Below are 25,792 nucleotides of genomic sequence, written 5' to 3' on the forward strand. Positions count from 1 at the left end.
AACCTGATAACATTTTAATGTATCTTTTATTCATTGTTGAATACTTTCTTCTTGAACATGCCATTTTCCATGTAGGATGCATCAAATCCTGCTAATCTCAGTACGCGAGCGCCTTGCCGTGAACGATTGCCTGTGGGACACAAAACCAACATGGGTTGATCCTTATACTTGTTTAGCTCCATGTAACGATCTTCCAGTGAAAGCAGGGGTATCTGCATTGTATTCGACCAGGGTGCCGGCCGATCTGCAATTTCAGATTCCGTGCGAACATCGATTAAGATATACCTGCTGGAGTCTGAATATTGTCGGCTAAACGACTCATAGCTCATCGTGGGAATGTCATAATGATCCCCATAGATACCTTCTACACCCATATAAATGGTGCCCCCGGTTCCCAATAGAATCATGGAGTATGCTATGAGGCGATGGATCATGCGGTGTTATGGTTCTCGACTTTTGCTGTAATTTCAACCGTAGCCGCCAACATGGCACTCACCGAACAATACGTATCTTTGGAAAGCTTAACCGCCCGCTCCAATTTCTTTTGAGGAAGATCTTTGCCATAAAAGTGATATGTCATATCAATTCGGGTGTAGACTTTTGGGTGATCTTCAGCACGTTCTGCGTGAATATCAATTTCAAAATTTTCCAAAGGAACTTTCATTTTCTTTAACATGGTCTCAACATCGATAGCGGTACATCCTCCCAGACCAAACAGGACCATCTCCATGGGACCGCTTGCAGCCTCCTGGCCACCTATCGTTTTTGAGACATCCATCATGGTCCAATGGTTTGAAGTACCCCTGGCGGCAAAGGTTCCACCTTTTACCTGTTGAATCTTAACTTCTGACATAATCTATAACCCTAATTTTCACACTTTACTGCCGTTCTGACACCACCTAATATGGTCCCCCAGAACAACAAATCAATTTCTATAATGTTTGTTCCAATATCAACGTGTTCATTCTTTCAACAATGTCATCGATATTGGTGAGACCCTTTTCCATGGCTTGCGCTTCCAGGGTACCCCAGACAGCTTCACCACAAGCCAGACAGACAATACCTTCCGTCTTGAGTGGGCCGATTAATTTTGGATATTCCTGGACTAGATCTTCTATCAACATTTCCTTATTTATCATCGGTAATCATCCTTTTTGAATAATCTCATGGAATACGGAGTAGGGAAACATCATTCGGTACACGTGGGAAATTCGAAGCGAGGATTCGAATCCTCGCCCATTTATTCTACAAAGACCCAACTCCTAATTTACTTGCTGGCCACATTTGCAGCGACATGTACGGGATCATAGACTGGCGCAAAAGGTGGAGCATAGGTTAAATCCAACATACCTATATCCTCTGCAGTCATTCTGGCTGTGATAGCTGTGGCGAGAACATCTAATCGTTTGGCGACACCTCCCATGCCTATCATTTGGGCACCAAGGACTCGCCCAGTGTCTTTTTCCACCACAAGTTTTATGGTTACAGGTGTGGATCCAGGATAATAGTGTGCTCGACTTCCAGCTTTAATGGTTGTTGTTTCAAACTCACCCAGGTCTTCAATTGTACTGGCCTGTTTCTCTGTGATTCCGGTCTGGGAAATTGTATAATCAAATACTTTGGCCACGGCAGTCCCCAGGATTCCGGGAAACCTTGTGCTAGCTCCGGCCATATTTTCTCCTGCAACCCGCCCCCCCTTATTGGCAGAAGGAGCCATGGGAATCCACCGACTCTCATCAAGAACGAGATGATTATGCTCGGCACAATCACCAGCAGCAAAGATGTTTTCCATATTGGTTTGCATGTGCTCATCGATAAGAATTGCGCCACTTTTTCCCACCTTAATTCCAGCCTCAACGGCTAGCTCTGCATTTGGTCTCACTCCCGTAGATACGATAACCATATCGGTGTGTATGTGTCCAGCAGAAGTCTGAATCTGGAGTCTGCCGTTCAATTTTTCTATGCTGTTCACTGTGGTCTCAAACTGGAGATCTACCCCATGCTCAATTACATTTTCAGTTACTTTTTCCAGTAATTCTTTATCCATTGAGGGTGCAATCTGATCTCCCCTGACCACCATGGATACATCAATCTTGAGATGCCTACAGGCTTCGGCCATTTCCAGCCCGATGTGGCCACCGCCGATGATGGTTGCATGCTTAATTTCATGGTCTGCTATGTAATTTTTAATCCGGTGTCCATCTGCCAGGCTTCGCAGGGTAAAAACACCCTCAGAATTCACACCTGGAATGGGTGGTACAATTGCACGAGCGCCAGTTGCGATGAGAAGTGCATCATATGTTTCTACAAACTCTTCACCGGTACTCAAATTTTGAACAACAATGCTATTCATGGAAGGATCAATTTCCATCACTTCATGTCCAATGCGAACATCGATATCTCTTTTTTCACGTGCACTTTCTGGAGTGAGCACTTGTAGTTTACTTCCATCATCTATGACACCACTGATCCAATAAGGCATGCCACAGGCTGCAAAACTAATGTGTGGTCCTTTTTCAAAAACAACAAGTTTAGAATCTGGCTGCATGCGCCTGATTTTGCTGGCTGCACTCATTCCAGCTGCATCTCCACCGATAATCACATATTTTTTATTCATAAATCCCCTCTCAGGATAGCATTTCGAACATATCTTTGAGTATGGGATCAAAGCAGGGTGACAAACTATTTTGGGATAGATAAATAGAGTAGCAAGACGATTAAATAAGGGGCTGTCTCAGAACCTGATTATGTCTCTTTCTTTTAGCCACGGATACACACGGATTTATGAAAAATCCATTTTCAGGGCTATTTTTTTTTAGATTAAAGGCGAACATCATTTCACCATTTATACCCCTATACCTTTATACCCTACTGCGCCCGTCACTTATAAAAAAAAGGCCACCCTTTTGGGATAGCCTCTTTTTAATCGATTATGACTCGTAATTAGCTGAGTTTAGCCAGAATATCACTCCGGTTAAGGATGAGGTAATCTGTCCCATCATATGCGAGTTCATCACCAGAATATTTTCCATAGAGGATAACATCACCCTCTTTGATCAATTCCTGCAATTCTTCATCATTTCCCACAGCGGCAACAGTGCCACGACGTGGTTTTTCTTTGGCTGTATCTGGTATGATAATACCTGAGGCTGTTTTTTCTTCCTCACCAGCAGGAATAACTAATACACGATCATCTAAAGGTTGAATTTTCATTTCTTTCTCCTATATCCCTAATAAACTATTGATTTTATTTCTATCAAAGCCAACGACTGGACGATTATTAATCCACAGTTGAGGAACGCCCTGCTGACCTGTTTTTCTTAGCATATCTTGTGCAGCTTTTTGATTTCTGCTAACATCTATCTCTTTAAACTTTATCCCGTTCTCTCTCAAATAACGCTTTGCAGTGGTACAATGTGAACAAGTCGGGGTAGTAAACATGACTACTTTTTTGACCTGTGTTGTTAATGTTGCCATTTTCTATGCATCCTTCTTCAATTGATCTAAATCTAATACTTTGAAGAGGCGTTCGGATACCGATTCAGGAAGCTCGCATTCATTTTCCACAACCTTGTACAGCTTGACGGAACGCTGCATAGTATCATAATAGACTCTGCACTCTGGACATTCTTCCATGAGCAGGCCTACCTCCTGACACAATTCAGAGCCGATATCCGCACCAAAATCCAGACAGATCTTCTTTTGCAGCTCTACATCATGTTTGGGCTTCATTATACCAACCAACCTTCACGTTTTAAAAAGGTACTCATCCTGTCTCTCAAAAAGAGTCTGGCCCGCATCAGTCTTACCTTCACATTGCTCTCAGAAAGCTTCAGGATTTCGGCTGTTCTTGCCGTGGACAGCTCTTCCAGATCTCTCAGGACAAATACTGAACGATATTTTTCATCCAGATCATCCAGAGCAACCTTAAGTGCAATCCTAAACTCTTCATCTGAAACTTTGGTTTCGATGTACTCCGGCCAATCTGCTATTTTCAGCCCGTGGAGATTTTCGAAATCCGGTTCCTGAATGGAGTATGAAATCTGCATCCTGGATTGCTTTCGCAATTTGCCGAGAGCGATATTCACACCAATGCGGTAAATCCATGTATAAAAGCTGGATTTCCCCTTGAAGGTGTGGATCTTTTGAAATGCTGTAATGAAAGTTTCCTGAAGCATATCTTCAGCATCTTCATTATTTCGCAGCATGCGCAGTCCCAGATTGTAGATGCGGGAAGAATACATGGTCACCAACTGTGACTGAACCTTCCGGTCTCCATCTCGGGCTGCCTGGATTAGCTCCGGCGTCTCTTCAATTGTCAATTCACGTTTTATTGGATGCATTTCCTGTTCAGTCGTTACAGAAGGAATTATACTTTATGACAAGACCAATCCAGTTGAAACCAGGGTATAGCGCATATCAGCTACTTTGTGAACCGTCTTTTCAGCGCGTTCACTTTCACAAGCGCCTTCACCACTGTGCTCTCCACCCTCAGCACAAGCCTGGTGTGATCCTAAGGGATTTGAGATTTTTTCAACGATGAACAGTCCTTCCATATCAACATTGCGACCCATAGCATCGGCTGGAACGATAAAGGCTTCATCTTTGAATCGGACGGTTAAAACATTTTGTCCGTCACTCACCTGCATCCAGCAACCCTTATGTTTGCATAGATCAGTCACTGTGCCAGAGACCCTAACCATTTGACCATTCAAATCTTGAGCCTGGGTAAATACCTCTGCAACGGGAGTTACTTTGGTCATTGAAAGGCTCTGTCCAAATTGATCCCCGGCACCTTCTGCTGTTTCAGAACTGCAAGCCATAAGACCAAGACTTAAAACAAGTAAAACTAATAGATGTGTGTGTTTGTACATGATATCCCCTTCTAAAAACTGTTATTTTTTCTAATTCTAAAATACATGTATATCCCCGTGCTTCCCATCACCAGCATAATAACTGCTAAAATATCATAAAGTAGAAAGCCGAATTTACCAAAAAAATCTCCGGTATGAAGGTCAAGAATCACCCAACGCAGGGGGACACTCTTCTCTTCAACAAATATCGCTTTGGTGCCCTGTCTATCCCTGGTGGTCTCCAGCCGATTTTCATAGTGATCAGGGAGAATACTGAGGGGGACCCGGGACGTCTGTATGGGTTTCAAATCATCCTGGTGGATAAGGAGAATGCCCGTGATCGAAATAACAATAAGCAGTACAACTGAAACAAGACTCACCCATTTACTATAACCAAATGTATACCTATGAAATTTGCGCCAGGTGCGCATCGATCGAGAGGAACCCTTGTTCAAAGCGACTCCAGTCGATTGACCATCTCCGCAGCCACAAGTTTCTCATGAAGCTCGGAAAGATCACCATTGGTAATTTCTTCCAAACGATATAAGGTCAAATTTATTCTGTGATCCGTAACCCGACCCTGTGGATAATTGTAGGTTCTGATCTTGGCACTTCTATCACCGGTTGAGACAAGTGTTTTACGCATTGCTGCAACTTGGCTATCCTGCTTCTCATGTTCTGCGGCCAATAGACGAGCACGCAATACTTTCATCGCTTTATCTTTGTTCTTATGCTGAGAAGTTTCATCCTGACAAGAGACTACCAAACCAGAAGGCATGTGGGTGATGCGGATTGCAGATTCAGTTTTATTGACATGCTGTCCACCTGCACCACTGGCACGGAATGTGTCAATTCTTAAATCTCCTGCATTAATCTCAACGTCAACTTCTTCCGCCTCAGGCAATACAGCCACAGTTGCAGCTGAAGTATGAATTCGACCACTACTCTCAGTCTGAGGAATTCGCTGAACCCGATGGACACCACTCTCAAACTTCAAAGTACCGTATGCATCCTCACCTGTAACTTGGATGATGGCTTCCTTCGTTCCACCCCCACCCAGCTCATTCAAGGTGATGAATTCATATTTCCAGTTTTTTGCTTCAGTATAACGCTGATACATGCGAACCAGGTCCGATGCAAATAGAGCTGCTTCATCACCACCAGCACCCGCTCTGATTTCAAGAATGGCAGCTCCTTGATCCAGTGGATCTTTGGGGATCAAGAGAATTTTTAAATCGTCCTCAAGCTTGGCTTTTTCAGCAAGAGAATCATCCAGTTCTTCACGAACGATTTCTTTTAGCTCATCGTCATCACCACGAAGGATGGACTCACCCTCGTCAATAGTGGTCATCAACTCTTCATAGCTATGAAATACTTCCAGAACATGGGATAGATCATTATGCTCTCTGGCTATTTTCGCATACTTGCGATTATTGGCCATGAGCTCAGGATCAGAAAGCTGATCCTCGAGTTCTTTAAACTTCACCTTGAGAGCAGGAAGTTTTTCCAATAACATTAGTCAATGGCCTCAGCAACAAAAGATTGACCCTGATATTTCTCCAGATCATCACCAAAAGCAAACTTAAGTGATTCAAGAGCGACCGTGAGTTGATCATCATCAGGTTCTCTGGTTGTGATGTTCTGTAGCCAGATGCCGGGAGCCGCTAATGCTCTCACCCAGGCGATATGACGATATTTTGAGCTCAGTTTCAATATTTCGTATCCCACACCAGCAACCAGTGGGATTAAGGGCAGGTGTGTCAATAATCTGATCTGTAAAGTCATTTCGCCAGCAAAGAGTTTCACGATGCTGTCGATAATGGCAAACATGATAATGGAAGATAAAAGCACGATAAAAATAAAACTGGTCCCACAGCGAGGATGTTGGGTTTGGAAGGGTCTTGCAGAATCAAGATCCAGTGGCTTGCCTGCTTCAAATGTGTAGACCGCTTTATGCTCGGCACCATGATACTGAAACAGTCTTTTCACATCATCCAGGAGTGAAATACCCCAGAGATAGGCCAGAAACAGGGCGATTCTGATTATTCCAGACACGACGTTAAAGGTAAACGCTGTCTCTGAAAGATTTAACAGATTGCCTGTTACGAATAGTGGTGTGACAAAGAAAAGACCTAATCCAATTCCAAGTGCCAAAGCGGTTCCAAGAAAGGATAACACTTTATCCTTCAATGTCATTTCGGCTGAACTATCTTCCTCATAAGCTATTTCTGCAGACTCGTTGAGTGTACCAATACCCATTTTCATGGATTCAAAAAGAGCTATCATGCCACGCAGTACTGGTTTTTTGAGTATGGCAATTTTTTCTGTCAGTGAAGTGAATTCCTGGCGTCTGGTAATAATCTCGCCCTGGGGGTTCCTCACAGCAATAGCATAGGCACCAGGCACACGCATCATCACACCTTCGATGATAGCTTGCCCACCGACCAGTATGGTTTGCTGGGCGGTGAGAAATGCCTGGATAAAAACGCGGATCGAGCGTTTGGGCTTCAAATCAGCTTTGGAACGGATCTATTTAGCTTTTTCAGCTGTTCCATATTTTTTACGGAACTTATCGATACGACCAGCCGTATCCAGCAATTTCTGCTTTCCAGTAAAATATGGGTGACATTCGTTGCAAATTTCTATATGCAGCTCACCAACTGTGGTATAGGTTTCGAAACTATTCCCGCAGGCACAAGCAACCTTGTGCAACTCGTATTTAGGATGGATTCCTGGTTTCATTTTATGGGTACTCCCTTCATCATTTCAATTTAGCAACAGCGTCGGCAAATCTGCCAAGACCTGTTTTAATAGCGTCCATGGATGTAGCATAGGACAATCTTATGTGTTCTGAAGCTCCAAAAGCTGAGCCTGGAACCACCGTAATATGAGCTTCATCCAATAAATAATTTGTCAGATCGGTGTCATCTTTTATGACAACACTCCCAGCCTTTTTTCCAAAGAGACCTGAAACTTTGGGAAAAGTATAGAAAGCACCTTCAGGCATGAGACAGCTTACTCCAGGCATGGCATCAAGAGCTGCCACCATATAGTTTCGCCGTGCAATGAATTGTGCTCGCCAATCATCGAGAAATAATGGTGGTTCCGTCAAGGCTACCTCAGAGGCAAACTGGGCAATTGAATTGGGACAACCAGTTGCCTGGCCCTGAAATTTCCCCATAGCTACAGCAAGTTCTCTTGAAGAAGCACTGTATCCCATACGCCAGCCTGTCATTGCGAATGCCTTGGACATGGTTTGGACGGTAATGGTCTTCTCATAGGCATTTTCAAAACCAGCCAGGCTTAAATGTTCCCCATCGTATACCAGGGCTTCGTAACACTCGTCACTGATCAACCACATATCGTTTGTAGCAGCTACCTCTACAATGGCTTGCAAACTTTCCCGATTGAGAACAGCGCCGCTGGGGTTAGAGGGTGTGTTAACGATAATCCCTTTTGTCTTTGGAGAAATCCCCTTGAGCAATTGATTACGGTTTATTTGAAAACCATCTTCTTCACGGGTTTCAACATAGACAGGTTCGGCACCACTTAATTTGACTATTTCCGGATAGGTTACCCAATAGGGTGTGAGAATAATGACTTCATCACCCTCGTCAAACAAGGTCATCATAATATTAAATAATGAGTGCTTACCACCGTTTGAAACGACAATCTGATTGGTCTCATAGTCAAGACCATTGTCTTTTTTTAATTTTTTAACGATGGCCTGCTTAAGGCTACTGGTTCCAGAACCTGGCGTGTAGCGTGTATGTCCCTCTGCCAGCGCTTTATTCGCTGCCGCTCGGATGTGCTCAGGTGTGTCAAAATCCGGTTCACCGGCACCAAAGGAAATGACATCAATGCCCTGTTCTTTTAGACGGGCTGCAGCTTCAATCACAGCCATGGTGGCTGAGGGTTGTAAGGCGTTGATTCTTTTAGCAAAACTCATTTCTTATATACTCTCCTTAAAAAGCCGCGCAATATATCTGCACCCCCCCTGTCTTGGCAAGGGAAAGGTGGGACAATGATCTGGTTTTGATGCTCATTAAAATGTTGCGAATTCTCATATAAAAAAGAGCGCAGATATGACTCCACGCTCCTCCATTACTTGGATGTATTATAAATAAAACTATGAATTCATGGTCTGGATAAACTCTTTATTTGTGCTTGAACGCTGCATGCGCTCCAGGAGGAATTCCATGGCTTCAACAGGGGTCATCTCGTTGAGTAGTTTCCTCAATATCCAGGTCCTTGAAAGCTCAGCCTTGGAAAGGAGGAGTTCTTCTTTTCTGGTACCGGAGCGATTGATATCGATAGCTGGATAAATTCGACGATCACTGAGACGACGATCGAGAACCAACTCCATATTACCAGTACCCTTGAATTCTTCAAAAATAACATCATCCATGCGGGATCCAGTTTCAATCAGGGCTGTGGCCATGATGGTTAAACTGCCACCATGTTCCACATTTCTGGCTGCACCGAAGAAGCGCTTGGGACGGTGTAGCGCGTTGGAATCAATACCACCTGAGAGAATTTTACCACTATGGGGAATAACTGCATTGTGGGCACGTGCAAGACGTGTGAGACTATCCAGCAGGATGACCACATCTTTTCCAAATTCTACCATACATTTTGCTTTATTAAGGACCATATCCGCGACTTGAACATGACGTTCTGGCGGCTCATCGAAAGTAGATGCGATGACCTCAGAGTCAACCATGCGACGCATATCGGTCACTTCCTCAGGTCGTTCATCAATAAGCAGAACGATGAGCGTAACATCAGGATGATTTTGAACAATGGAGTTGGCAATGTCCTGCAACAGGATCGTTTTACCTGTTTTGGGCTGAGCAGTAATAAGACCACGCTGACCTTTACCCACAGGGCTTATTAAATCCATAACGCGCATTGAATAACTCTTGGGGCCACGCTCCAGAGTCAGTTTGGTGTCCGCATACAGGGGAACGAGTGTGTCAAACTGAGGAACAATTCTACCCTCTTCAGGATTTTGATAATTGATTGCCTCAATTTTGAGTAGAGCGAAATAGCGCTCATTGTCCTTGGGGGGACGAACCTGACCCCACACAATTTGTCCTGTGCGTAATCCAAATCTTTTTATTTGTGAGGGCGATACATAGATGTCGTGGGCTCCAGCCAGATAATTGTTGTCTGCATCTCGGAGGAAGCCATATCCATCAGGCAAGATTTCTAAAACACCTTTGGAAAACATCATGCCCGCACTCTCGGTTTGGGCTTCGATGATGGCTTCGATTAAATCCATCTTTTTCTGACCGGAGACTGCTGGCACTGCCAATTCCTGGGCAATATCTGCCAACTCTTTCAACTTCATTTTCAGAAGTTGCGTAATGGTTAAACTCATTGAAATAAACCTGTTCTTTTGTGATTGATATTTTTGTTAAATTTCTGTAAAAAAGTATTGTTGGGAGATTAGATCTGCATTTTCAGCGTTTGAATTGCAACCTGAATTTAATCTGCACCTATACCTTGTCAATTAAAATTCTAATTAATTATTTATCCGTGTGATATAGACCCTGGACATTGTTTTAGCCTTCAATCAATAGATGCAAGCAGCGATGCTCCAACTGTTTATCATTAATATCACCTTGTTAGTATCAAGATTAGAGGGTCAGTTCTGATCTGAATTTTCAAACATGGGAAAGAGAGATTCAGCCAAATAGTGGCTTCCAAAAAAGCAGATTACCTGGTCATCATGCACCTTAAGTTTTAGAGCGCGCTCATAGGCTGCCACAAGGTTTGATTCAATCAGATCAGGGTTAACACCTAAATGAACCAGACTTTTCTTCTCAACAGCAGAATGCCCTGAAAAAGCGGTGAATATGACCTCCCCCGGCCAGGTTTGAAGCAGGTCAAGCATGGGTTGGATATTTTTCCTGGCATTAAATGCAGCCACAATGATTGAATCTTCTTTACCAAGTTCAAGTAGAGATTCCAGTAATCGTGTAAGTCCCTCTGGGTTGTGAGCAACATCGTAAAGCACTGGAGGATCTTTTTGCAAAGCCTGCATGCGACCCTGCCAGATCATGTCATCCAGTCCCAACTGGATAATGGACGCATCCAATCTGAAGCCCAACTCATCCAGTGCGGCCAGCACATTGGTGAAATTCTCCACTTGATGGCGTCCAAGGAGAGGCAATTCGATATCGATGGTCTGCCCGGATATACTGCAGCGAATCCGCTGAGACATGCCATGATGAGTGACGGTCTCAATCTTGACCCTGTCTGGGACATAAATATATGTGGAATTCACTTGTTGACTCTTGTGTTCAACGATCTGTTTGACAACATCAGGATTCTTTCCAAGAAGAATTGGGCGTTGCGATTTAATAATGCCTGCCTTTTCACCTGCAATCTGAGCGAGATTGTCTCCCAGGATATTCTCATGGTCCATTGACACACTGGTAATGATACTGGCGATAGGATTCACAACGTTTGTGGCATCCAGACGGCCCCCCAGGCCAGTTTCAATCACAGCATAGTCAACTGATTGTTCCTTAAAGTATTCCATCCCAAGGGCAGTGAGAACTTCAAAAAAGGTAATGCCCAATTCGTCAATATGAACCCGCCATTCCTCAACTTTTCTGATGATAAACTCATCAGAAACCAGGGTATTACCAACTCTGATACGCTCGTTTGGTTTGATCAGATGTGGCGAGGTAAACAAACCCGTTTTTTTACCATAAGCCCTTAGAATAGCAGCCAGCATTGCTGCGGTGGAACCTTTTCCATTGGTTCCAGCAATATGAATAACCGGATATGATGCATGGGGATTGCCAAGCCTGTCCATAAAGGCTTCAACCCTGGACAACTCAAGCTTGACCCCTGGTACCGTCAAGCCAAAGATATATTCGAATACTGATTTAGAATCCGGATTGATCAAGTCGATTATTCCCCAATCTCTACTGAAATGGTAAGGTGTGTTTAATTGTAAGATTCCAGAACTTCCAGCTCCACCTTGAACAGCTGATCAAGGGGTCTTCCTAAAAATCTGGATGCTGTTTCTTCGAACTTTTGAGGAAAGTCAGAAACATAAAATTTATGCCTACCCGGGTCCCCACTCTCATGATTCAACAACCCCATCTCTTTCAGCACTTTTTGAACCCTGGTCGCTGTCTCTTCTCCTGAATCAACGAGACGAACTGATGGCCCCATCACTTCCTGGATGATTGATTTGAGATAGGGATAATGGGTACACCCCAGAATAAGCGAATCTGGCTTCTGAGCTTTGAATGATTCCAAATAGCTCTCCAGTACTTGTGTGACCACACCATCATGGGGCCAATCCTCTTCGACCAGAGGTACCAGCAAAGGACAAGCCTGATCCGTCACTTCTATCTCTGGATCAAGAGCTCGGATCGCTGTTCGGTAAGCACCAGATCGTATGGTGGAGGCGGTGCCGATCACCCCAATACGTTTATGCTTTGAATATTTTACCGCTGCTTCAGAACCAGGTTCAATTACACCTACAATTGGAATGCTAAAACTCTGTTGGAGACTCTCCAGGGCAACAGCTGATGCCGTATTACAGGCCACAACAATCATTTTGACCTGTTTTTCCCTCAGAAAAGCAGAAATTTGATGGGCGAATCTGATGACTGTATCTTCAGATTTTGAACCGTAGGGAACTCGTGCAGTATCCCCAAAATAAATGAGGTGTTCGTGGGGCAATAAATCAATGATTGCCCTTACAACTGAGATTCCTCCCAGTCCGGAGTCAAATACTCCAATAGCTTGTTCTGGGTTTAATTTATTCACGGTGATAATAACTTTTCATGACGTGTTTTATATTTCATAAGGGCGTCAAATATCCCTTCTGCTGCTTTCTGTCTGTAGGAAGCCTGCTTCAACCTGCGAGCGTCATTTTTATTAGAAATAAATCCTAATTCGATGAGTACATTGGGCATTGAGGCTCCGATCAACACAATAAATCCTGCCTGCTTAACACCCCTGTTCTGACCCACCAGCTTCTTGTCAAATTCCCTTTGCGTCAAATCGGCCAAGGTTTCACTTTGCTGCATGAAAGAGCTCTGGGCCATGGTAGCCAGGATTAATTGTTCCGTGCTCAACTTGTCGTACTGGTCAGTATTTTGTTCAAGCTTAATTACTGCGTTCTCCATCTCAGCAACGGCTACAGCGGCATCTGTTTTTCCAGGTCGGAGTAGATAGGTTTCAAAGCCTGATGCCTTTTTATTCTTATTGGCATTGACGTGGATACTCAGGAAAACTTTTCCACCGGCTTCGTTGGCGATTTTAGTACGCTCCCAGAGTGGGACAAACACATCCGTCTTTCTGGTATAAATAACTTCAATATCAGTTCTGGTTTCAATCAGCTTCCCCAACCGCTTCACAACATCCAGGGTAATCTCCTTCTCTCTGAGACCGTTACCGCGAGCCCCTGGATCATGCCCCCCGTGCCCGGCATCAAGGACAATTTTATCGAGCTTCCACTTCTGGCGTTCTTTTTCCAGATAGTGGGATTGATCGATAACATAGGGTCTTCGAATTGTCAGTAAAATTTCCGGCGGTGAATCGCGATGCAAAACATCGACGCCTTCTACGGTACCGCGAAGACGAAAGGTGAGTTGAGAGGTGCCATCCAATTGATCTGCAGTAACCGTGCGGATGCTGCTGTTTTTTGGAATTTCAGTATTATCAAGATCTGGCTTATTTACTTTTGCTCCAGGCAGGGTTACATAGAGCCACTCCTCGCGGTTTATCCAGGCCTTTACAGATTTTGCATCATATCGATTGGCTGTACGAATCCGAATAACAGTCCCATTTTGCCGTTCTTCTATATTGGCAGACACGATGTCAAATGGGGAGTATTTTGTGGGTTCAGCTTCTTGTTGAACTTGCATATCAGCTGTGTCAGACCCAGACAAAATTGTTACTCCCGAGACCAGACCCACCATTTTCAGAATGTTTACAAAATCATCCATGGGTAGATAAGTGTCCCCATCAAAGAAAATGACAGCGTGGGACATCTGAAATGTTTTATCCTCAACCATGACGAAATGGTTGTAAGCGGTAACCTTAAATTTAAGGCGACCGATACGGAAGACCGACTTCCTGACGGCAGGGTTCAGAAATGCGGATATCTTATAGGCATCCAGCAAATCCTGAAGTGAAATATATTGGTATTGATTTATTACATAGACTGGGATAGCAGGTACATATCTCTCATCATTTGCTTTTTGCAGAATAAGTTCAGTCCGTCTTGCCTGTAGAGAAGAGACCAGAAAAAGCAGGATGATTGCGAAAACTATATATCGAAGGCGGTTCATATTTAGCGTTGAAAATAGTCTGAGAGCAATTATAAGACAATGGACATCTGTAAGCTGAGGGCAAGTTGTTTGGGGGAAACGGGGAATTCAAAGGAGCGAGTTTGAACCAATTTCAACTCGATGTGAAACCAATTGACCACCCCTTGTTTTAGATATAAGAACCATCGATCACCATCATCAAAAGCTGTATAAAAACCAAAGCTTTCTGCCACGCTGGTCTCATAAACACTTAATCTCATGGTGTAGTCCGGGATAGAAAATCTTACATAACCCAATGACCATTTCCAGCTACCCTTTTCGCAGGACAGGCGCTGTTGAATCAGGAAAGCTGACTCCGTTTGATGAAACGCAGATTTTATATTTAAACGATATTCAAAATGGGGTGAAAATATATGCGTAAGGGACAGCGCCCCCTTTGTTAGCGTGCGACTTGAAAACTGACCCGCCCAGATATCCCCTTCCAGAACTGGGCGCTCTTTTTTTTGACTAAAATCTATCTGCACAACCCCTTTATCCAGTTTCTGGAGGACCTGAAATTTGTGCTGCTGAATACTCCGGTAATCATGAGCAGATTGAAGCTCAATGGGATACCCACTATCGAGGGCATAGCGGATTTGCAGTTTATGCCAGGGACGGAGTTGAACACGGACTGAGAGTCCCTCCTCATTCGATGCAGAAGTACCCAGGAGGGTTGAAATTGCCCCGGGGGCGAGGACTTCATCTGAGATAAAATGTCTATATTGAAGCGACACATGCAGTTCTGATGTAAGATAAGCCCAGGTGCCGATTACCCGGTGGTTCTTGAAATCAAGGCTATTTGTATAAAATTGTATCTTTTGGGAGCACCCCAATTCACTTGCAAGTCCTAGCTCATAGGCGAGCCCTGCTTGCATATTGGGATTGTAAATGGTAGATCCATAAACCTGGAATCCTGTTGAGACTGTCTCCAAGGCCAATCCAATATCGTTTGCCCGTCTGTAATCATAGATTCTTCCAGCAGGGTGAATTCCATCTCCATCGATTGTGAATTGACTCCCATGCATGGTACCTTCAACTATTCGGCTGGAGATAAATGCTGCTCCATGAATTTCTCTAAACGAAAAGCAACTTGCAATCCCACGAAAATAATCAATCTCTCTACTTGAATAATGAGGCCGGATTGTTGATTGCCTTGTGCGGAGGAGTGATCCTGGATGTAGACTTGGGCGCGATCCCTGCTGATTTAGAATTAATCCGCCACCCCAGTTTACATGAAAATCACCAAGAATGACATTGTCAAGCCTTGGAATAGATTGACTACTCAAGGTGATGATGGAATGGTCTGTTAAATCACGTTCACCCGGGTCTTGCTCACTAAGAATCGTTACTGATCCCCATCTATTCCATAAGCGACCTTTATTCAGAACACGCCAGCCATCCAGGGAGGGGGAATATTGTAAACGTTGTCGCAATTGGATTTGAGTCTGCTGAGATTCCTGTTTTATATCATTCTTCAAAAGGATTAAATCACTTCCATGGATTTTCCGCCGCAGAGAGGTGAGGCTACCCCCACTCCCCTGCCAATTAAGAATTGTCTCAATTGCCTCAGGGGAATAACCATGCTCAACCAGAGCGTTGGTATCAGCCGTTTCAATTAAAAATGGTTGAAATATCGTAGTTAGTAATTGCTCCAGGTATTGCGTCTCATCAGGATCATCCAACTCGTTCTCCTCCAGGATTCCATGATACTGAGGATATGCAATCAGGGGGAGTATTAAGAAAGCAATGATCTGTCTCATGGAATCTCAAGTTCCAGGCCAAAACCATGTGACACAGGTAAATGGGGGTGCATTACACAGACATAGTGAAACGCAAAATTTCGTGTTCGAATTCGCCAACCAGCTGACATCATCCCGCTAAGATCTCTATACCCAACACCAATCTGCCAGAATGACCTGGAAGCAAGCTGCAATCCCAGACATGTCTCCAATGGCAGGGCAGACTCTTTCTCAAGGGCAATTGCAATTTTGGCCGGTCCAACCACATATTCCCCACCCATATGAAATTTCTGGGGAAGTGATAGAACGTCCCCCCATTGAATGACATGTTCCATCACCGAGCCCACCTTGAGTTGATCAGATATTTCGGCATAAGAGCTCAAGGATAAGGATATGGCATACTGCGGAGTTATGCCTGACATGGAAAGATGATGATAGTTCAATGTCACTCCAACTCTATAACCCTTTTCAATGATCCAGGCTGAACCATTGACAAGTTTTAGCTCAGAATAATGATCATCTCCGAAATACTCCAAATGGTGAATATACGGTCTTTGTTTGAATGAATTTTGAATGGTAACCGAGCCAGCCTGAAGACCCAGCGATTGAAATGGGTTTTGGTAGGAAAGAATAATTTGGGTGGATGGACTTATCACCATCAAAGCTGGATTTACTGCAGACTGATGAGGATGTTGTCCCAGAACCCGAATGTTCGCCGTCGCAGCTGGCCATCCCAGACCTATATACTCGAAGGCACCGAACACTGGAGGTATGCGTGATATGGCTGCAAAAAGCACAGCACATACACACATCATTTTTTTGATGTGAATCATGATTTTTCCAACTTTTGACTTTGAGGATTGTTTTTAAAGTGTAGGCTATATTAATGTATAAATCGGCGTGTGGCAACCACTTTCAATGGAGGAATATAAACTATGATCCAAACTTTTTCGAGAGAGATGAAGGACGAACTCATCCAGCAAATTAAAACCTATTTTCTAAATGAATTGAGTCAGGAATTAGGCAACTTTGAGGCAGAATTCCTGCTGGATTTTTTTAGTGAAAATATTGGTCCACACTATTACAATCAGGCTATCCATGATGTTCAGAAACATCTCTCCGGATATGTTGATACACTCAATGAACGTATCGACGAGCTCGAAAAGCCCCTACCTGAATCTGCTTAGCGATAAACCAGGGTAAAGTAGACCTTGGGGAGTAGATATTCCCTGTCACCATCTTTCACGGATAAAAAACGCGCATCTCCCCTCAGGTGAAGGCGTTTGCCCAATCGATAATTTACACCCATCAAAGGTCCCTGACCTTGCCAATGATCGCTATCTCGAGAGGCAGTGGCGTAGTTGATGTCCCTTTGATGAGTCAGGTACCCGAACCAACCTTCCCAGCCCCTATAGCTGTAATTAAGCTCCAGACTCAATTCGGATTGCTCTCTGCTGCTATTGACTTCCTGAATGAAAACATCCCATTTCAGTTTGCCTTCATCCTCCCAACGAAAAGCTGCCTTCGAACTAATTGACCAGCGTCGTCCAAAATTATATTTTAATTTTTTTGTAAGTTCCAGAGATCTGTGAACAAAACTGCGAGAGGGCTGGTCCAGCTCAATAAACAGGTCATCGTAATCATAGTCAAAATAATTGCTCCGTATGCGTGCGCGACCCCCTCCTGACCACTTGTGCCTACGCCAGGTTACTCCTGACCATAAGACCAGATTACGGTTCCAATGATTTTCAGAACTTCGGGTATTGAAGAGATAAATGAGGTGGAATAACCCCAACTTGGTGCCCAACTCAAGTCTATAAAATGGAGAGGGCTCCCAAATTGTCCTGATTTCTGTGTTTAGCCGCCACTCATCTCTATCATCATCATTGGTTGTATCTGGCGTATCATACTCAAGTCTTGAAAGAGAGGATATCCATATGAGTGTGTCCAAAGGTCCCACCTTTTGCCAAAGCAGAGACTCCTTCAGTTGGTAAAGAATCTGGGTATAATCAACATAGTATTTATTCTGAGAATTCTCAATTTTGAATGCCGTCAAAGTTGAAAAGTTGGGATTGTTCAACTCAAGCGAGGTTTCGTTTAACAGCGAAAATCGTTTCCTATCCTCACTTGACAAGTTAAGAGTTGATGTTTGATCAACTCGTTTTCGACTGATCTTTGTCAACTGGTCTCCCCAATCCAGGCGATGAGAGAGGTGGAGGTTTTTTCCCAGGTGATAGGTGAACATATTCTGCCAATTCAGGTTTTCATTATTCCTGGACTGAGAACTTCCCAGTGAGTCAGTAAAAAATGCCTGCAATCGTGCTTCTCTGTAAATTGAAGTTTGAAAAGTGGAAATATCACCAAAGCGAACGTGGTACTCTCCCCGGGCATTCAGGGTGTGATTCAAATGCTCGGTTAATTGATCCCGGGATCCATTAATATTGATTAATGATCGCTGCCCTGGAGATTGCCAGGACTTGCCCAGATCCAGCTCAGTCGTCCACCCTTTATCAACAATCCCGTAACGCTCTACGGACCTACCGCCAACGAATAGGGACAGATTATCATTGTGCTTCAAACCAGCGAGTAAAGCCCAATTGTCAATGGATGATGCCAGACCAGTGCGATGATCCTGATGTTGGCCACTCTCCAGACGAATACTCTTACCACGATTTTCACCCCATGAAAAATCACCACGTAGTCGATGCTCTATGGAATATTGTTTGTCATCCGAGAGGTCACTATCATATGAGAATACTTTGTACTTGAGTACATCGTTGATCTGGATATCGCTATTCGAAAAATGTTGCTTATAATTGAGTTGAAAATCGTTATTGGTGGAGAGATTATCCTGACGAAAAATATAGGCTAGCGAATCTCTACCCTCAGCTACCAAGCTACCATGTAAGAGCACACCCAGGACAAGGGTGGTTAATAAGTCCCAAAAAAAGGGAAGCAGGTTGTGAGTTGTATTTAATAGCGATGAGGATAGACCGGGCTTGTCAATTTCAGCCTCGAAGCCACTCCTCTGGGAAGTATGATATTGCCAGATCAGCAATCAATTCTCATGCTTTATGAGACGTACGAATTTCGAACTCTGCTTGCAGGGTGATCCATTTACCTGGTTTCGCCTTGTTTTTTGGTTTCGGTAACAACATGGAACACCTTTTCACCTGGTTTCGCCATACGAAATCTCTCCCGGGCGATGCGCTCCAGATAGTCTGGATCGTTTAATAAACGGTCACGCTCACTCTCTAACTCGGCCTTCTCAATTTCCAGGCGAGAAATATGTGCTTCCATATCCCTGATTTCCTGCTTGAGCTGGAGGAGACTGTAGAGTCCTTCGTCTCTCATCACGAAGATCTGGAACAAAATCAATAAAATAATGGCTCCTGATATCCAGGCGACTTTATTTCCGAATATACCTCCCGAATTTCGGGAAGAGCGACTTGTTGTTGAGCGTGACCCTCTATTTGCCATGTGAATCCTTATTTAGGATTTAGGGCTTTAAAACCTTTAAAAGTTGCCAGATCACCCAGCTCTTCTTCGATACGCAGGAGCTGATTATACTTGGCAATGCGATCGCTGCGTGAGGCAGATCCCGTCTTGATCTGTCCTGCGCTTGTGGCAACGGCCAGGTCTGCAATGGTGGTATCTTCTGTTTCACCTGAACGGTGGGAAATCACACAGGTCATATTGTTCTCATGGGCCAACTTGATGGTATCAAGGGTCTCGGTTAGAGTACCAATCTGGTTCAATTTGATCAAAATGCTATTCATTGCAGTCATATCGATGGCTTTTTGAAGTCTCACAGGGTTAGTCACTGTAAGATCGTCACCAACCAGTTGGATTTTGTCACCCAGCTTGGCGTATAATTTCTGCCAACCTTCCCAATCGTTTTCGTCCATTCCGTCCTCGATGGAGACAATGGGATACTTGGAAATCCAATCAGCATAGAAATCGACAATTTCATCTGAGTTCAGTGTCCGACCTTCACCAGCGAGACTATATAAACCTGTCTTGGGATCATAAATCTCACTTGAAGCAACATCCAGGGCAATAAAGAGATCCTTGCCAGCCTTGTAACCAGTCTTTTCGATAGCTTCCAGAATGACTTCCACGGCCTCTTCGTTTGAACGGAGATTTGGTGCAAATCCACCCTCGTCACCAACAGAAGTATTCATTCCCTTGCTTTTAAGAACACCCTTGAGATGGTGAAAAGTCTCTGCACCCATTTGCAGTGCTTGCTTAAAGGTGGTGGCTCCCAATGGAAAAACCATAAATTCCTGGAAATCAACATTGTTGTCAGCATGCTCGCCACCATTGAGAATATTCATCATGGGAACAGGGAGTAGCGTTGCATCTTCACCACCGAGGTATTCATAAAGCGTAAGATCAAAATCCATGGCGGCAGCTTTGGCCGTTGCCAGTGATATACCCAGGATAGCATTGGCGCCATATTTGGATTTATTTTCCGTTCCATCAGCTGCTATCATTTTTTCATCGATAGCGCGTTGTTCCACGGCTTCCATTCCAATAACCACATCTGACAGTATATCATTTACATTGGCTACGGCTTTGGTAACGCCTTTACCAAGATAAACTGATTTATCTCCATCGCGTAACTCCATGGCTTCATGCTCACCTGTAGAAGCACCGGATGGCACAGCTGCGCGACCAAATGCACCACTTTCCAGGTAGACATCAACTTCAACAGTTGGATTCCCACGAGAATCCATAATTTGACGACTAAAAACATCAACGATCTTTGACATACAAACTCCGATTAAATTTTTCGTTTATGGGGTAATTAATAGTGTTCAGTGCAGTACTCATCGGCTTACAATGTAATCTAAAAGCATTGGGTCTGAAAGCGTGAGAGTTGAAAGTATGAAAACTCAGTTTCATTAACATCAGATACGAACCGGTGACAATCGCTCAGCTCGGTTACAAACCATTTCTCATACTTCAGACCTGTCAGTGGTGAACAGGAATTTTGATAGCCTTCAGCACTTGCAAAAACTATTATAAAGCATGCTGGACACTAAACTTTCACATTTAATCCTGAGTATGCTGAGCATTATCCTTTTTGGGACCACTGGTTATGTGATTATTGAGCATGTCGGATGGTTTGATGCCTTCTATATGACGGCTATTACCCTGGCTACAGTAGGATTTCAAGAGGTCTGGGAGATGTCTGATCTTGGTCATCTCTGGACCATTGTTATTATGTTTTCAGGAATTGGTATGTTCTTCCTGATCGCTGGTCATATTGCAACGCAAGCGGTGGATCTCAAACGTTACAGGAGGTTTCGCATGGCGAAACGAGTTAAAAAATTAAACGAACACTTCATTCTGTGCGGCTATGGACGCATGGGACAAGCCATTGCCAGAGAGCTACTAAGCGCAGGTAAAAGTTTTGTAGTGATTGAAAAAGATGAAGATAAAATTGCTACCCTCATACAAAATGATATTGTCCTTGTAGAAGGAGATGCAACGCGGGACGAGGTCCTGTTGAATGCGGGAATTGAAAAAGCCACCACGCTTATTGGCGTTTTGAGAGATGATCAGGACAATCTGTTTTTAACCCTCTCGGCCAGAAGTTTGAGGAACGATCTTTTAATTCTAACCAGAGCTGCAGTTCCGGCATCTATTGCTAAGATGACCCGGGCGGGTGCAAACCATGTGATCAACCCCTATGAAGCAGCAGGAACAAAATTGGCGCGGCAGGCTATGGCCCCAGGTGTTGTCGATTTCATCGAACTCATCATGAATAGAGGGAATCTTGACCTGGTCCTGGAAACCATCATCATTGAAGCAAACTCCCGCGCGGAAGGCAAATCACTCATCGATCTTGAAGTCCGCAAAAATCATGATATCATCATCACCGCCGTTGAACAACGCACTGGTGAGGCGAACTTTAATCCTGATCCCAACTATAAGTTGAATGTCGATGATAAATTAATCGCCCTGGGCTCAAAGGAAAATCTCATTGGCTTTGAGAAACTTTGTGAGGCTTTGATTTAAAGTTGCAGAGACATACTTGAGGGTCGTCCGCAGATCAACAAATCGCTGATAATTTTAAATTGTAAATAAATAAGATGAATTAGGAAAAAAGAATGGCTTTAACCTGTGGAATTGTTGGACTACCAAACGTCGGTAAATCAACGGTTTTTAATGCGCTAACCGCTTCGGATATCCCTGCTGAAAATTATCCCTTTTGCACCATCGACCCCAATGTGGGTATTGTGCCAATCCCTGATGATAAGTTGCAGGCATTGGCAAGGATATATGAACCAGAAAAGACCACCCCTGCTGTTATGGAATTTGTTGATATTGCTGGTTTGGTAAGGGGAGCCAGCAAAGGGGAGGGTCTGGGGAATCAGTTTCTGGGACACATTCGAGAGGTGACGGCAATCGTCCATGTCGTTCGCTGTTTCGAAGATGACAACGTCACCCATGTGGAGGGTTCTATTGACCCCATCAGAGACATTGAAACCATTGAAAGTGAACTGATCATCAAGGACCTTGATTCTGTTGAAAAACAGCTTCATCGTGTTACAAAACTCGCTCGATCAGGTGATAAAGGTGCCAAAGCGGATGAAGCATTACTCACCAAAATCAGAGAGCACCTCGACGAAATCAACCCCGTTCGGAGCATGGATCTGGAAGCGGATGAAACCACTCGAACCAAGAGCTACTTTTTACTCACCATGAAACCCATACTCTATGTGGCAAATGTGGATGAAAATGAAATTTTGGCTGAAAAACGTAGTTCTCTGACCCAGCGTTTGTTCGATTATGCAGAAGCCACTGGAGCCGGAGCTTTACGTCTCTGCGGCAAGCTTGAGCAAGAGATCGCCATATTGGACGAAGCGGAAAAACTTGATTTTTGTGAGGAATACGGTCTGGCTGAACCTGGTCTCAATAAACTGATCCATCGGGCATACGACCTATTGCATCTCCAATCATTTTATACAGCCGGCCCTAAAGAAGTGAGAGCCTGGACCATCAAAAAGGGTTCAACCGCACCCAAAGCTGCTGCTGAAATTCATACTGATTTCGAGAAGGGTTTCATCAAAGCGGCCATCTTCAAGTTCGATGATCTTATGATTCATGGTTCTGAGAAGGTGCTGAAGGAAAAGGGTCTAATATCCTTACAGGGCAAGGAGTATATTGTTCAAGAAGGTGACTGCATCTACTTCCACTTTAATGTATAATTAAGGCAAGCGCTGCATGCCCAAACTGGATCAAATATCAATTTACCCTATCAAATCCTGCTCTGGAATTAATCTCCAAACCAGTGAGGTACTGGATCGTGGGTTTCCCCTGGACAGAAGATGGCTGCTGGTTGACCAGGGGGGTCAGTTTATCTCTCAACGTACAACTCCTCTGCTGGGTCAGATCAGAATCTCTCTAAATGGTGACCAGCTCCTTGTGAACTACCCTGGTAAATCCCCACTCAACCTGAACTTGAATGTTCAAAGTAATATTCGGCACAAGGCCATGATCTGGAAGGATAAGGTAGATGGTTTATGGGTAGACCAGGAATGTGATGCCTGGTTTAGTGATGTGTTGGGACGAGAGGTTCAACTCATCCATATGAATGAAAAAGTCCATCGACCTCTGACAAAAGATAGTCTCCCACAGGATCGCTTGTTTGAAGTCAGTTTTGCCGATGGATATCCCTACCTTCTGACTTCCCAGGCATCCCTTGATGACCTCAATAGCCGACTTACAAACCCTGTTCCCATGGATAGATTTCGAGCCAATCTGGTGGTGAGTGGATTTGAGGCATTTGCTGAAGATTCATGGAAAAGGATCAGTATCGGTGAAGTCGAGCTTATGGTGGTAAAACCCTGTGCTCGCTGCCAAGTCACAACAATCGATCAACAGACAGGCACTTCCTCCAAAGAACCTTTAAAAACCCTGGCGACCTATCGAAAGCAAGATGGGAAGGTCATGTTCGGCATGAATCTCGTTGCCCTGACTACAGGGACTGTAAATCTAAATGACCCCATTTTAATAATTGGATGAGACTCCATTACCGAAAATATGGAAAGGGCGAGCCCCTTATCATATTACACGGTCTTTTTGGGTCGTCAGATAACTGGCACACCCTGGCCCGCCGATGGGGACAAACATTTCAAGTTTTCACTTTGGATCAGCGGAACCATGGCAGCTCACCTCATGAATCAGCCATGGATTATACAGAGCTGGCCCGGGACCTCCATCAATTCATCGCTCAGGAACGACTGGAACATGTCCATATTGTGGGACACTCTATGGGGGGTAAGGTTGGGATGCTCTTTGCCTCCACCTATCCAGATCTGGTCAGGAGTTTAACGGTTCTGGATATTGGGATTGATCGTGTCGAAGGGAAACATGAGTTCATTCTAAAAGCATTATCATCAATTAATCCTGAGGAGTTTTCAGCTCGAGAGGAAATCAAAGAGGAGCTTCAAACCCTTATTGAGTCATCCCCTATTCAACAATTTCTACTTAAAAACATCCTGAGGAGACTTGATGGTAGTCTGGGCTGGAAATTCAATCGAGATGCACTCCTGGAGCATTATGAGGACTTGACCTCAAGCCTGGATCTCAGCCAGCCCTTCATTGGTTCAGTTCTTTTTCTCCGGGGTGAAAATTCAGATTATCTGGAACCAGAGCTCTCTCCTGAAATTCTACAATATTTTCCACTTGCACAATTGCAAACAATAGAAGGCGCCGGGCATTGGTTGCATGCAGACAAAGCTGATGAGTTGTTCGCATTGGTTGCAGATTTTATCAGTTGATTGTCATCACTCCCTCCTGCATATTTTATGCACAAATATTTGTTATTTTTTTTAGCACTCTATAAGCGAGAGAAATTATGAGAAAAGTTTTTAGCTCAATTGGCATAAGTATTGGCCTGGTCCTCATCACCGCTATCGTTTTCAACTGTGGTCCCACCCCGAAAGCGGCACCAGAGGTTATTGTTGATCCCTTGCGTTTTTCTGATGTAGTGGCAGGTTATAAATCTGCAGATTCCTTAAATAAGCCTCGCCCCAATTCCATCCTTTTCGTAGGTAGTTCGAGTATCCACGGCTGGAAATCTTTGGTATCAGATTTTCCCGAAGTCAATGCTGTGAATCGTGGCATGGGCGGCTCTCACATGTCAGACCTGATCTATTATCTGGATGATATTGTTTTCCCCTACCACCTCAATGCTATTTTGGTGTATGAAGGCGACAATGATATCGCCTCAGGTAAAACCCCTGAGAAGGTTCTCAGTGACTACAATATTTTTGTGTCAAGGGTTCTGGAAAAATGGCCCAAGATGCCCATCTTTTTCATCTCAATTAAACCGAGTTTGGCCCGTATCAAACACATGGAAAACATGGCCAAAGCCAACGCACTTATCAAAGCACGGACAGAAGAGACTAAAAATCTATACTATATTGATGTGTTTACACCCATGCTGGGAGAGGATGGAACTCCTCGGATAGATATTTTTGGACATGATGGTTTGCATATGAATGAAGTTGGCTATGCGTTGTGGACAGAAGTGATTAAAGAGGAATTGGGACTATAAGTCGATGAGTTGATGAGTTGATGAGTTATTGAGTTATTGAGTTATTGAGTTATTGAGTTATTGAGTTTAATGTGGAGATGCTTTGTGCGATGAGGAGTAACAACTTCAGGAGCAACACAATATTGTGAGAATAACATCTAACTTCTAATTTTTAACTTCTAACTTCTAACTTCTAACTTTTAACTTTTAACTTTTAACTTTTAACTTTTAACTTTTAACTTTTAACTATTAACTATTAACTATTAACTATTAACTATTAACTATTAACTATTAACTATTAAC

Annotated in this window: 29 protein-coding genes; 6 read left to right on the top strand and 23 right to left on the bottom strand. The window is 43.8% G+C overall.

Annotation, left to right across the window (positions count from 1 at the left end; all coding sequences use genetic code 11):
• Positions 1–26: 26 nt before the first annotated feature.
• The 20 genes from ISR87_01340 to ISR87_01435 form a co-directional block, all read right to left on the bottom strand.
• On the bottom strand, positions 27–434 hold the full coding sequence (locus ISR87_01340; GenBank protein MBL7024071.1) for a rhodanese-like domain-containing protein: 408 nt from the start codon (positions 432–434) through the stop codon (positions 27–29).
• Positions 431–853, bottom strand: a complete 423-nt coding sequence (locus tag ISR87_01345) for an OsmC family protein (protein ID MBL7024072.1) — start codon at positions 851–853, stop codon at positions 431–433. Before ISR87_01345 ends, ISR87_01340 begins: the two co-directional genes overlap by 4 nt.
• Before the next feature lie 79 nt (positions 854–932).
• Positions 933–1,139 (bottom strand): DUF1858 domain-containing protein, encoded by a 207-nt coding sequence (locus ISR87_01350; GenBank protein MBL7024073.1) that lies wholly within the window; start codon positions 1,137–1,139, stop codon positions 933–935.
• A gap of 128 nt (positions 1,140–1,267) precedes the next feature.
• On the bottom strand, positions 1,268–2,617 hold the full coding sequence (locus tag ISR87_01355; protein ID MBL7024074.1) for a CoA-disulfide reductase: 1,350 nt from the start codon (positions 2,615–2,617) through the stop codon (positions 1,268–1,270).
• Between the two features lie 326 nt (positions 2,618–2,943).
• Positions 2,944–3,213, bottom strand: a complete 270-nt coding sequence (locus ISR87_01360) for a co-chaperone GroES (GenBank protein ID MBL7024075.1) — start codon at positions 3,211–3,213, stop codon at positions 2,944–2,946.
• A gap of 9 nt (positions 3,214–3,222) precedes the next feature.
• Entirely contained in the window at positions 3,223–3,477 is a 255-nt protein-coding gene (locus ISR87_01365) for a glutathione S-transferase N-terminal domain-containing protein (GenBank protein MBL7024076.1), read from the bottom strand.
• Positions 3,478–3,480: 3 nt separating this feature from the next.
• Positions 3,481–3,732, bottom strand: a complete 252-nt coding sequence (locus ISR87_01370; protein MBL7024077.1) for a hypothetical protein — start codon at positions 3,730–3,732, stop codon at positions 3,481–3,483.
• On the bottom strand, positions 3,732–4,343 hold the full coding sequence (locus tag ISR87_01375) for a sigma-70 family RNA polymerase sigma factor (GenBank protein MBL7024078.1): 612 nt from the start codon (positions 4,341–4,343) through the stop codon (positions 3,732–3,734). Before ISR87_01375 ends, ISR87_01370 begins: the two co-directional genes overlap by 1 nt.
• Before the next feature lie 33 nt (positions 4,344–4,376).
• Entirely contained in the window at positions 4,377–4,874 is a 498-nt protein-coding gene (locus tag ISR87_01380; protein MBL7024079.1) for a DUF4920 domain-containing protein, read from the bottom strand.
• An 11-nt stretch (positions 4,875–4,885) separates the two neighbouring features.
• On the bottom strand, positions 4,886–5,284 hold the full coding sequence (locus tag ISR87_01385; protein ID MBL7024080.1) for a PepSY domain-containing protein: 399 nt from the start codon (positions 5,282–5,284) through the stop codon (positions 4,886–4,888).
• Between the two features lie 20 nt (positions 5,285–5,304).
• Positions 5,305–6,369, bottom strand: coding sequence for a peptide chain release factor 1 (gene prfA, locus ISR87_01390; protein MBL7024081.1), 1,065 nt, complete (start codon positions 6,367–6,369; stop codon positions 5,305–5,307).
• Entirely contained in the window at positions 6,369–7,364 is a 996-nt protein-coding gene (locus ISR87_01395) for a DUF1385 domain-containing protein (protein ID MBL7024082.1), read from the bottom strand. Before ISR87_01395 ends, prfA begins: the two co-directional genes overlap by 1 nt.
• An 18-nt stretch (positions 7,365–7,382) precedes the next feature.
• Complete coding sequence (gene rpmE, locus ISR87_01400; protein MBL7024083.1) at positions 7,383–7,595, bottom strand: 50S ribosomal protein L31; 213 nt, start codon at positions 7,593–7,595, stop codon at positions 7,383–7,385.
• Positions 7,596–7,614: 19 nt separating this feature from the next.
• A complete protein-coding gene (locus ISR87_01405; GenBank protein ID MBL7024084.1) occupies positions 7,615–8,802 on the bottom strand; it encodes a pyridoxal phosphate-dependent aminotransferase in 1,188 nt (395 codons plus the stop codon).
• 180 nt (positions 8,803–8,982) lie between these two features.
• On the bottom strand, positions 8,983–10,236 hold the full coding sequence (gene rho / locus ISR87_01410; protein MBL7024085.1) for a transcription termination factor Rho: 1,254 nt from the start codon (positions 10,234–10,236) through the stop codon (positions 8,983–8,985).
• 267 nt (positions 10,237–10,503) lie between these two features.
• Positions 10,504–11,775 (bottom strand): bifunctional folylpolyglutamate synthase/dihydrofolate synthase, encoded by a 1,272-nt coding sequence (locus ISR87_01415; protein MBL7024086.1) that lies wholly within the window; start codon positions 11,773–11,775, stop codon positions 10,504–10,506.
• 41 nt (positions 11,776–11,816) lie between these two features.
• Positions 11,817–12,650, bottom strand: a complete 834-nt coding sequence (locus tag ISR87_01420; GenBank protein MBL7024087.1) for a glutamate racemase — start codon at positions 12,648–12,650, stop codon at positions 11,817–11,819.
• Positions 12,647–14,179 carry an N-acetylmuramoyl-L-alanine amidase gene (locus ISR87_01425; GenBank protein MBL7024088.1) on the bottom strand — a complete coding sequence of 511 codons (1,533 nt, stop codon included), beginning with the start codon at positions 14,177–14,179 and terminating at the stop codon, positions 12,647–12,649. Before ISR87_01425 ends, ISR87_01420 begins: the two co-directional genes overlap by 4 nt.
• A 29-nt stretch (positions 14,180–14,208) precedes the next feature.
• Positions 14,209–15,957, bottom strand: a complete 1,749-nt coding sequence (locus ISR87_01430) for a hypothetical protein (GenBank protein ID MBL7024089.1) — start codon at positions 15,955–15,957, stop codon at positions 14,209–14,211.
• Positions 15,954–16,769, bottom strand: coding sequence for a hypothetical protein (locus ISR87_01435; GenBank protein MBL7024090.1), 816 nt, complete (start codon positions 16,767–16,769; stop codon positions 15,954–15,956). The genes ISR87_01430 and ISR87_01435 overlap by 4 nt, the downstream gene beginning before the upstream one ends.
• Positions 16,770–16,871: 102 nt before the next feature.
• On the opposite strand from ISR87_01435, the gene ISR87_01440 reads away from it, so the two are divergent.
• A complete protein-coding gene (locus ISR87_01440) occupies positions 16,872–17,123 on the top strand; it encodes a DUF2164 domain-containing protein (protein MBL7024091.1) in 252 nt (83 codons plus the stop codon).
• Here ISR87_01440 and ISR87_01445 read toward each other — a convergent pair.
• The 3 genes from ISR87_01445 to eno are packed head-to-tail and all read right to left on the bottom strand — an operon-like array spanning position 17,120 to position 20,711.
• Positions 17,120–18,994 carry a hypothetical protein gene (locus ISR87_01445; GenBank protein MBL7024092.1) on the bottom strand — a complete coding sequence of 625 codons (1,875 nt, stop codon included), beginning with the start codon at positions 18,992–18,994 and terminating at the stop codon, positions 17,120–17,122. The two genes, ISR87_01440 and ISR87_01445, sit on opposite strands and share 4 nt — an antisense overlap.
• A gap of 59 nt (positions 18,995–19,053) precedes the next feature.
• Positions 19,054–19,416 carry a septum formation initiator family protein gene (locus tag ISR87_01450; protein ID MBL7024093.1) on the bottom strand — a complete coding sequence of 121 codons (363 nt, stop codon included), beginning with the start codon at positions 19,414–19,416 and terminating at the stop codon, positions 19,054–19,056.
• An 8-nt stretch (positions 19,417–19,424) separates the two neighbouring features.
• A complete protein-coding gene (eno, locus tag ISR87_01455; GenBank protein MBL7024094.1) occupies positions 19,425–20,711 on the bottom strand; it encodes a phosphopyruvate hydratase in 1,287 nt (428 codons plus the stop codon).
• Positions 20,712–20,970: 259 nt separating this feature from the next.
• Here eno and ISR87_01460 point away from each other — a divergent pair, with 259 nt between their 5' ends.
• The 5 genes from ISR87_01460 (at position 20,971) to ISR87_01480 (ending at position 25,510) form a co-directional block, all read left to right on the top strand.
• A complete protein-coding gene (locus tag ISR87_01460) occupies positions 20,971–21,963 on the top strand; it encodes a potassium channel protein (GenBank protein MBL7024095.1) in 993 nt (330 codons plus the stop codon).
• Positions 21,964–22,055: 92 nt separating this feature from the next.
• Positions 22,056–23,156: a redox-regulated ATPase YchF gene (gene ychF / locus ISR87_01465; protein ID MBL7024096.1), complete on the top strand. Its 1,101-nt coding sequence runs from the start codon at positions 22,056–22,058 to the stop codon at positions 23,154–23,156.
• 16 nt (positions 23,157–23,172) lie between these two features.
• The gene (locus tag ISR87_01470) at positions 23,173–23,973 is read left to right on the top strand and encodes an MOSC domain-containing protein (protein ID MBL7024097.1); all 801 of its coding nucleotides are present in this window, start codon (positions 23,173–23,175) and stop codon (positions 23,971–23,973) included.
• Positions 23,970–24,731, top strand: a complete 762-nt coding sequence (locus ISR87_01475) for an alpha/beta fold hydrolase (protein MBL7024098.1) — start codon at positions 23,970–23,972, stop codon at positions 24,729–24,731. Before ISR87_01470 ends, ISR87_01475 begins: the two co-directional genes overlap by 4 nt.
• Positions 24,732–24,808: 77 nt before the next feature.
• A complete protein-coding gene (locus tag ISR87_01480; GenBank protein MBL7024099.1) occupies positions 24,809–25,510 on the top strand; it encodes a hypothetical protein in 702 nt (233 codons plus the stop codon).
• The last annotated feature ends 282 nt before the right edge of the window (positions 25,511–25,792 follow it).

This window comes from Candidatus Neomarinimicrobiota bacterium, from assembly GCA_016784545.1.
Taxonomy (GTDB): Bacteria; Fidelibacterota; UBA8477; order UBA8477; family JABMPR01; genus JABMPR01.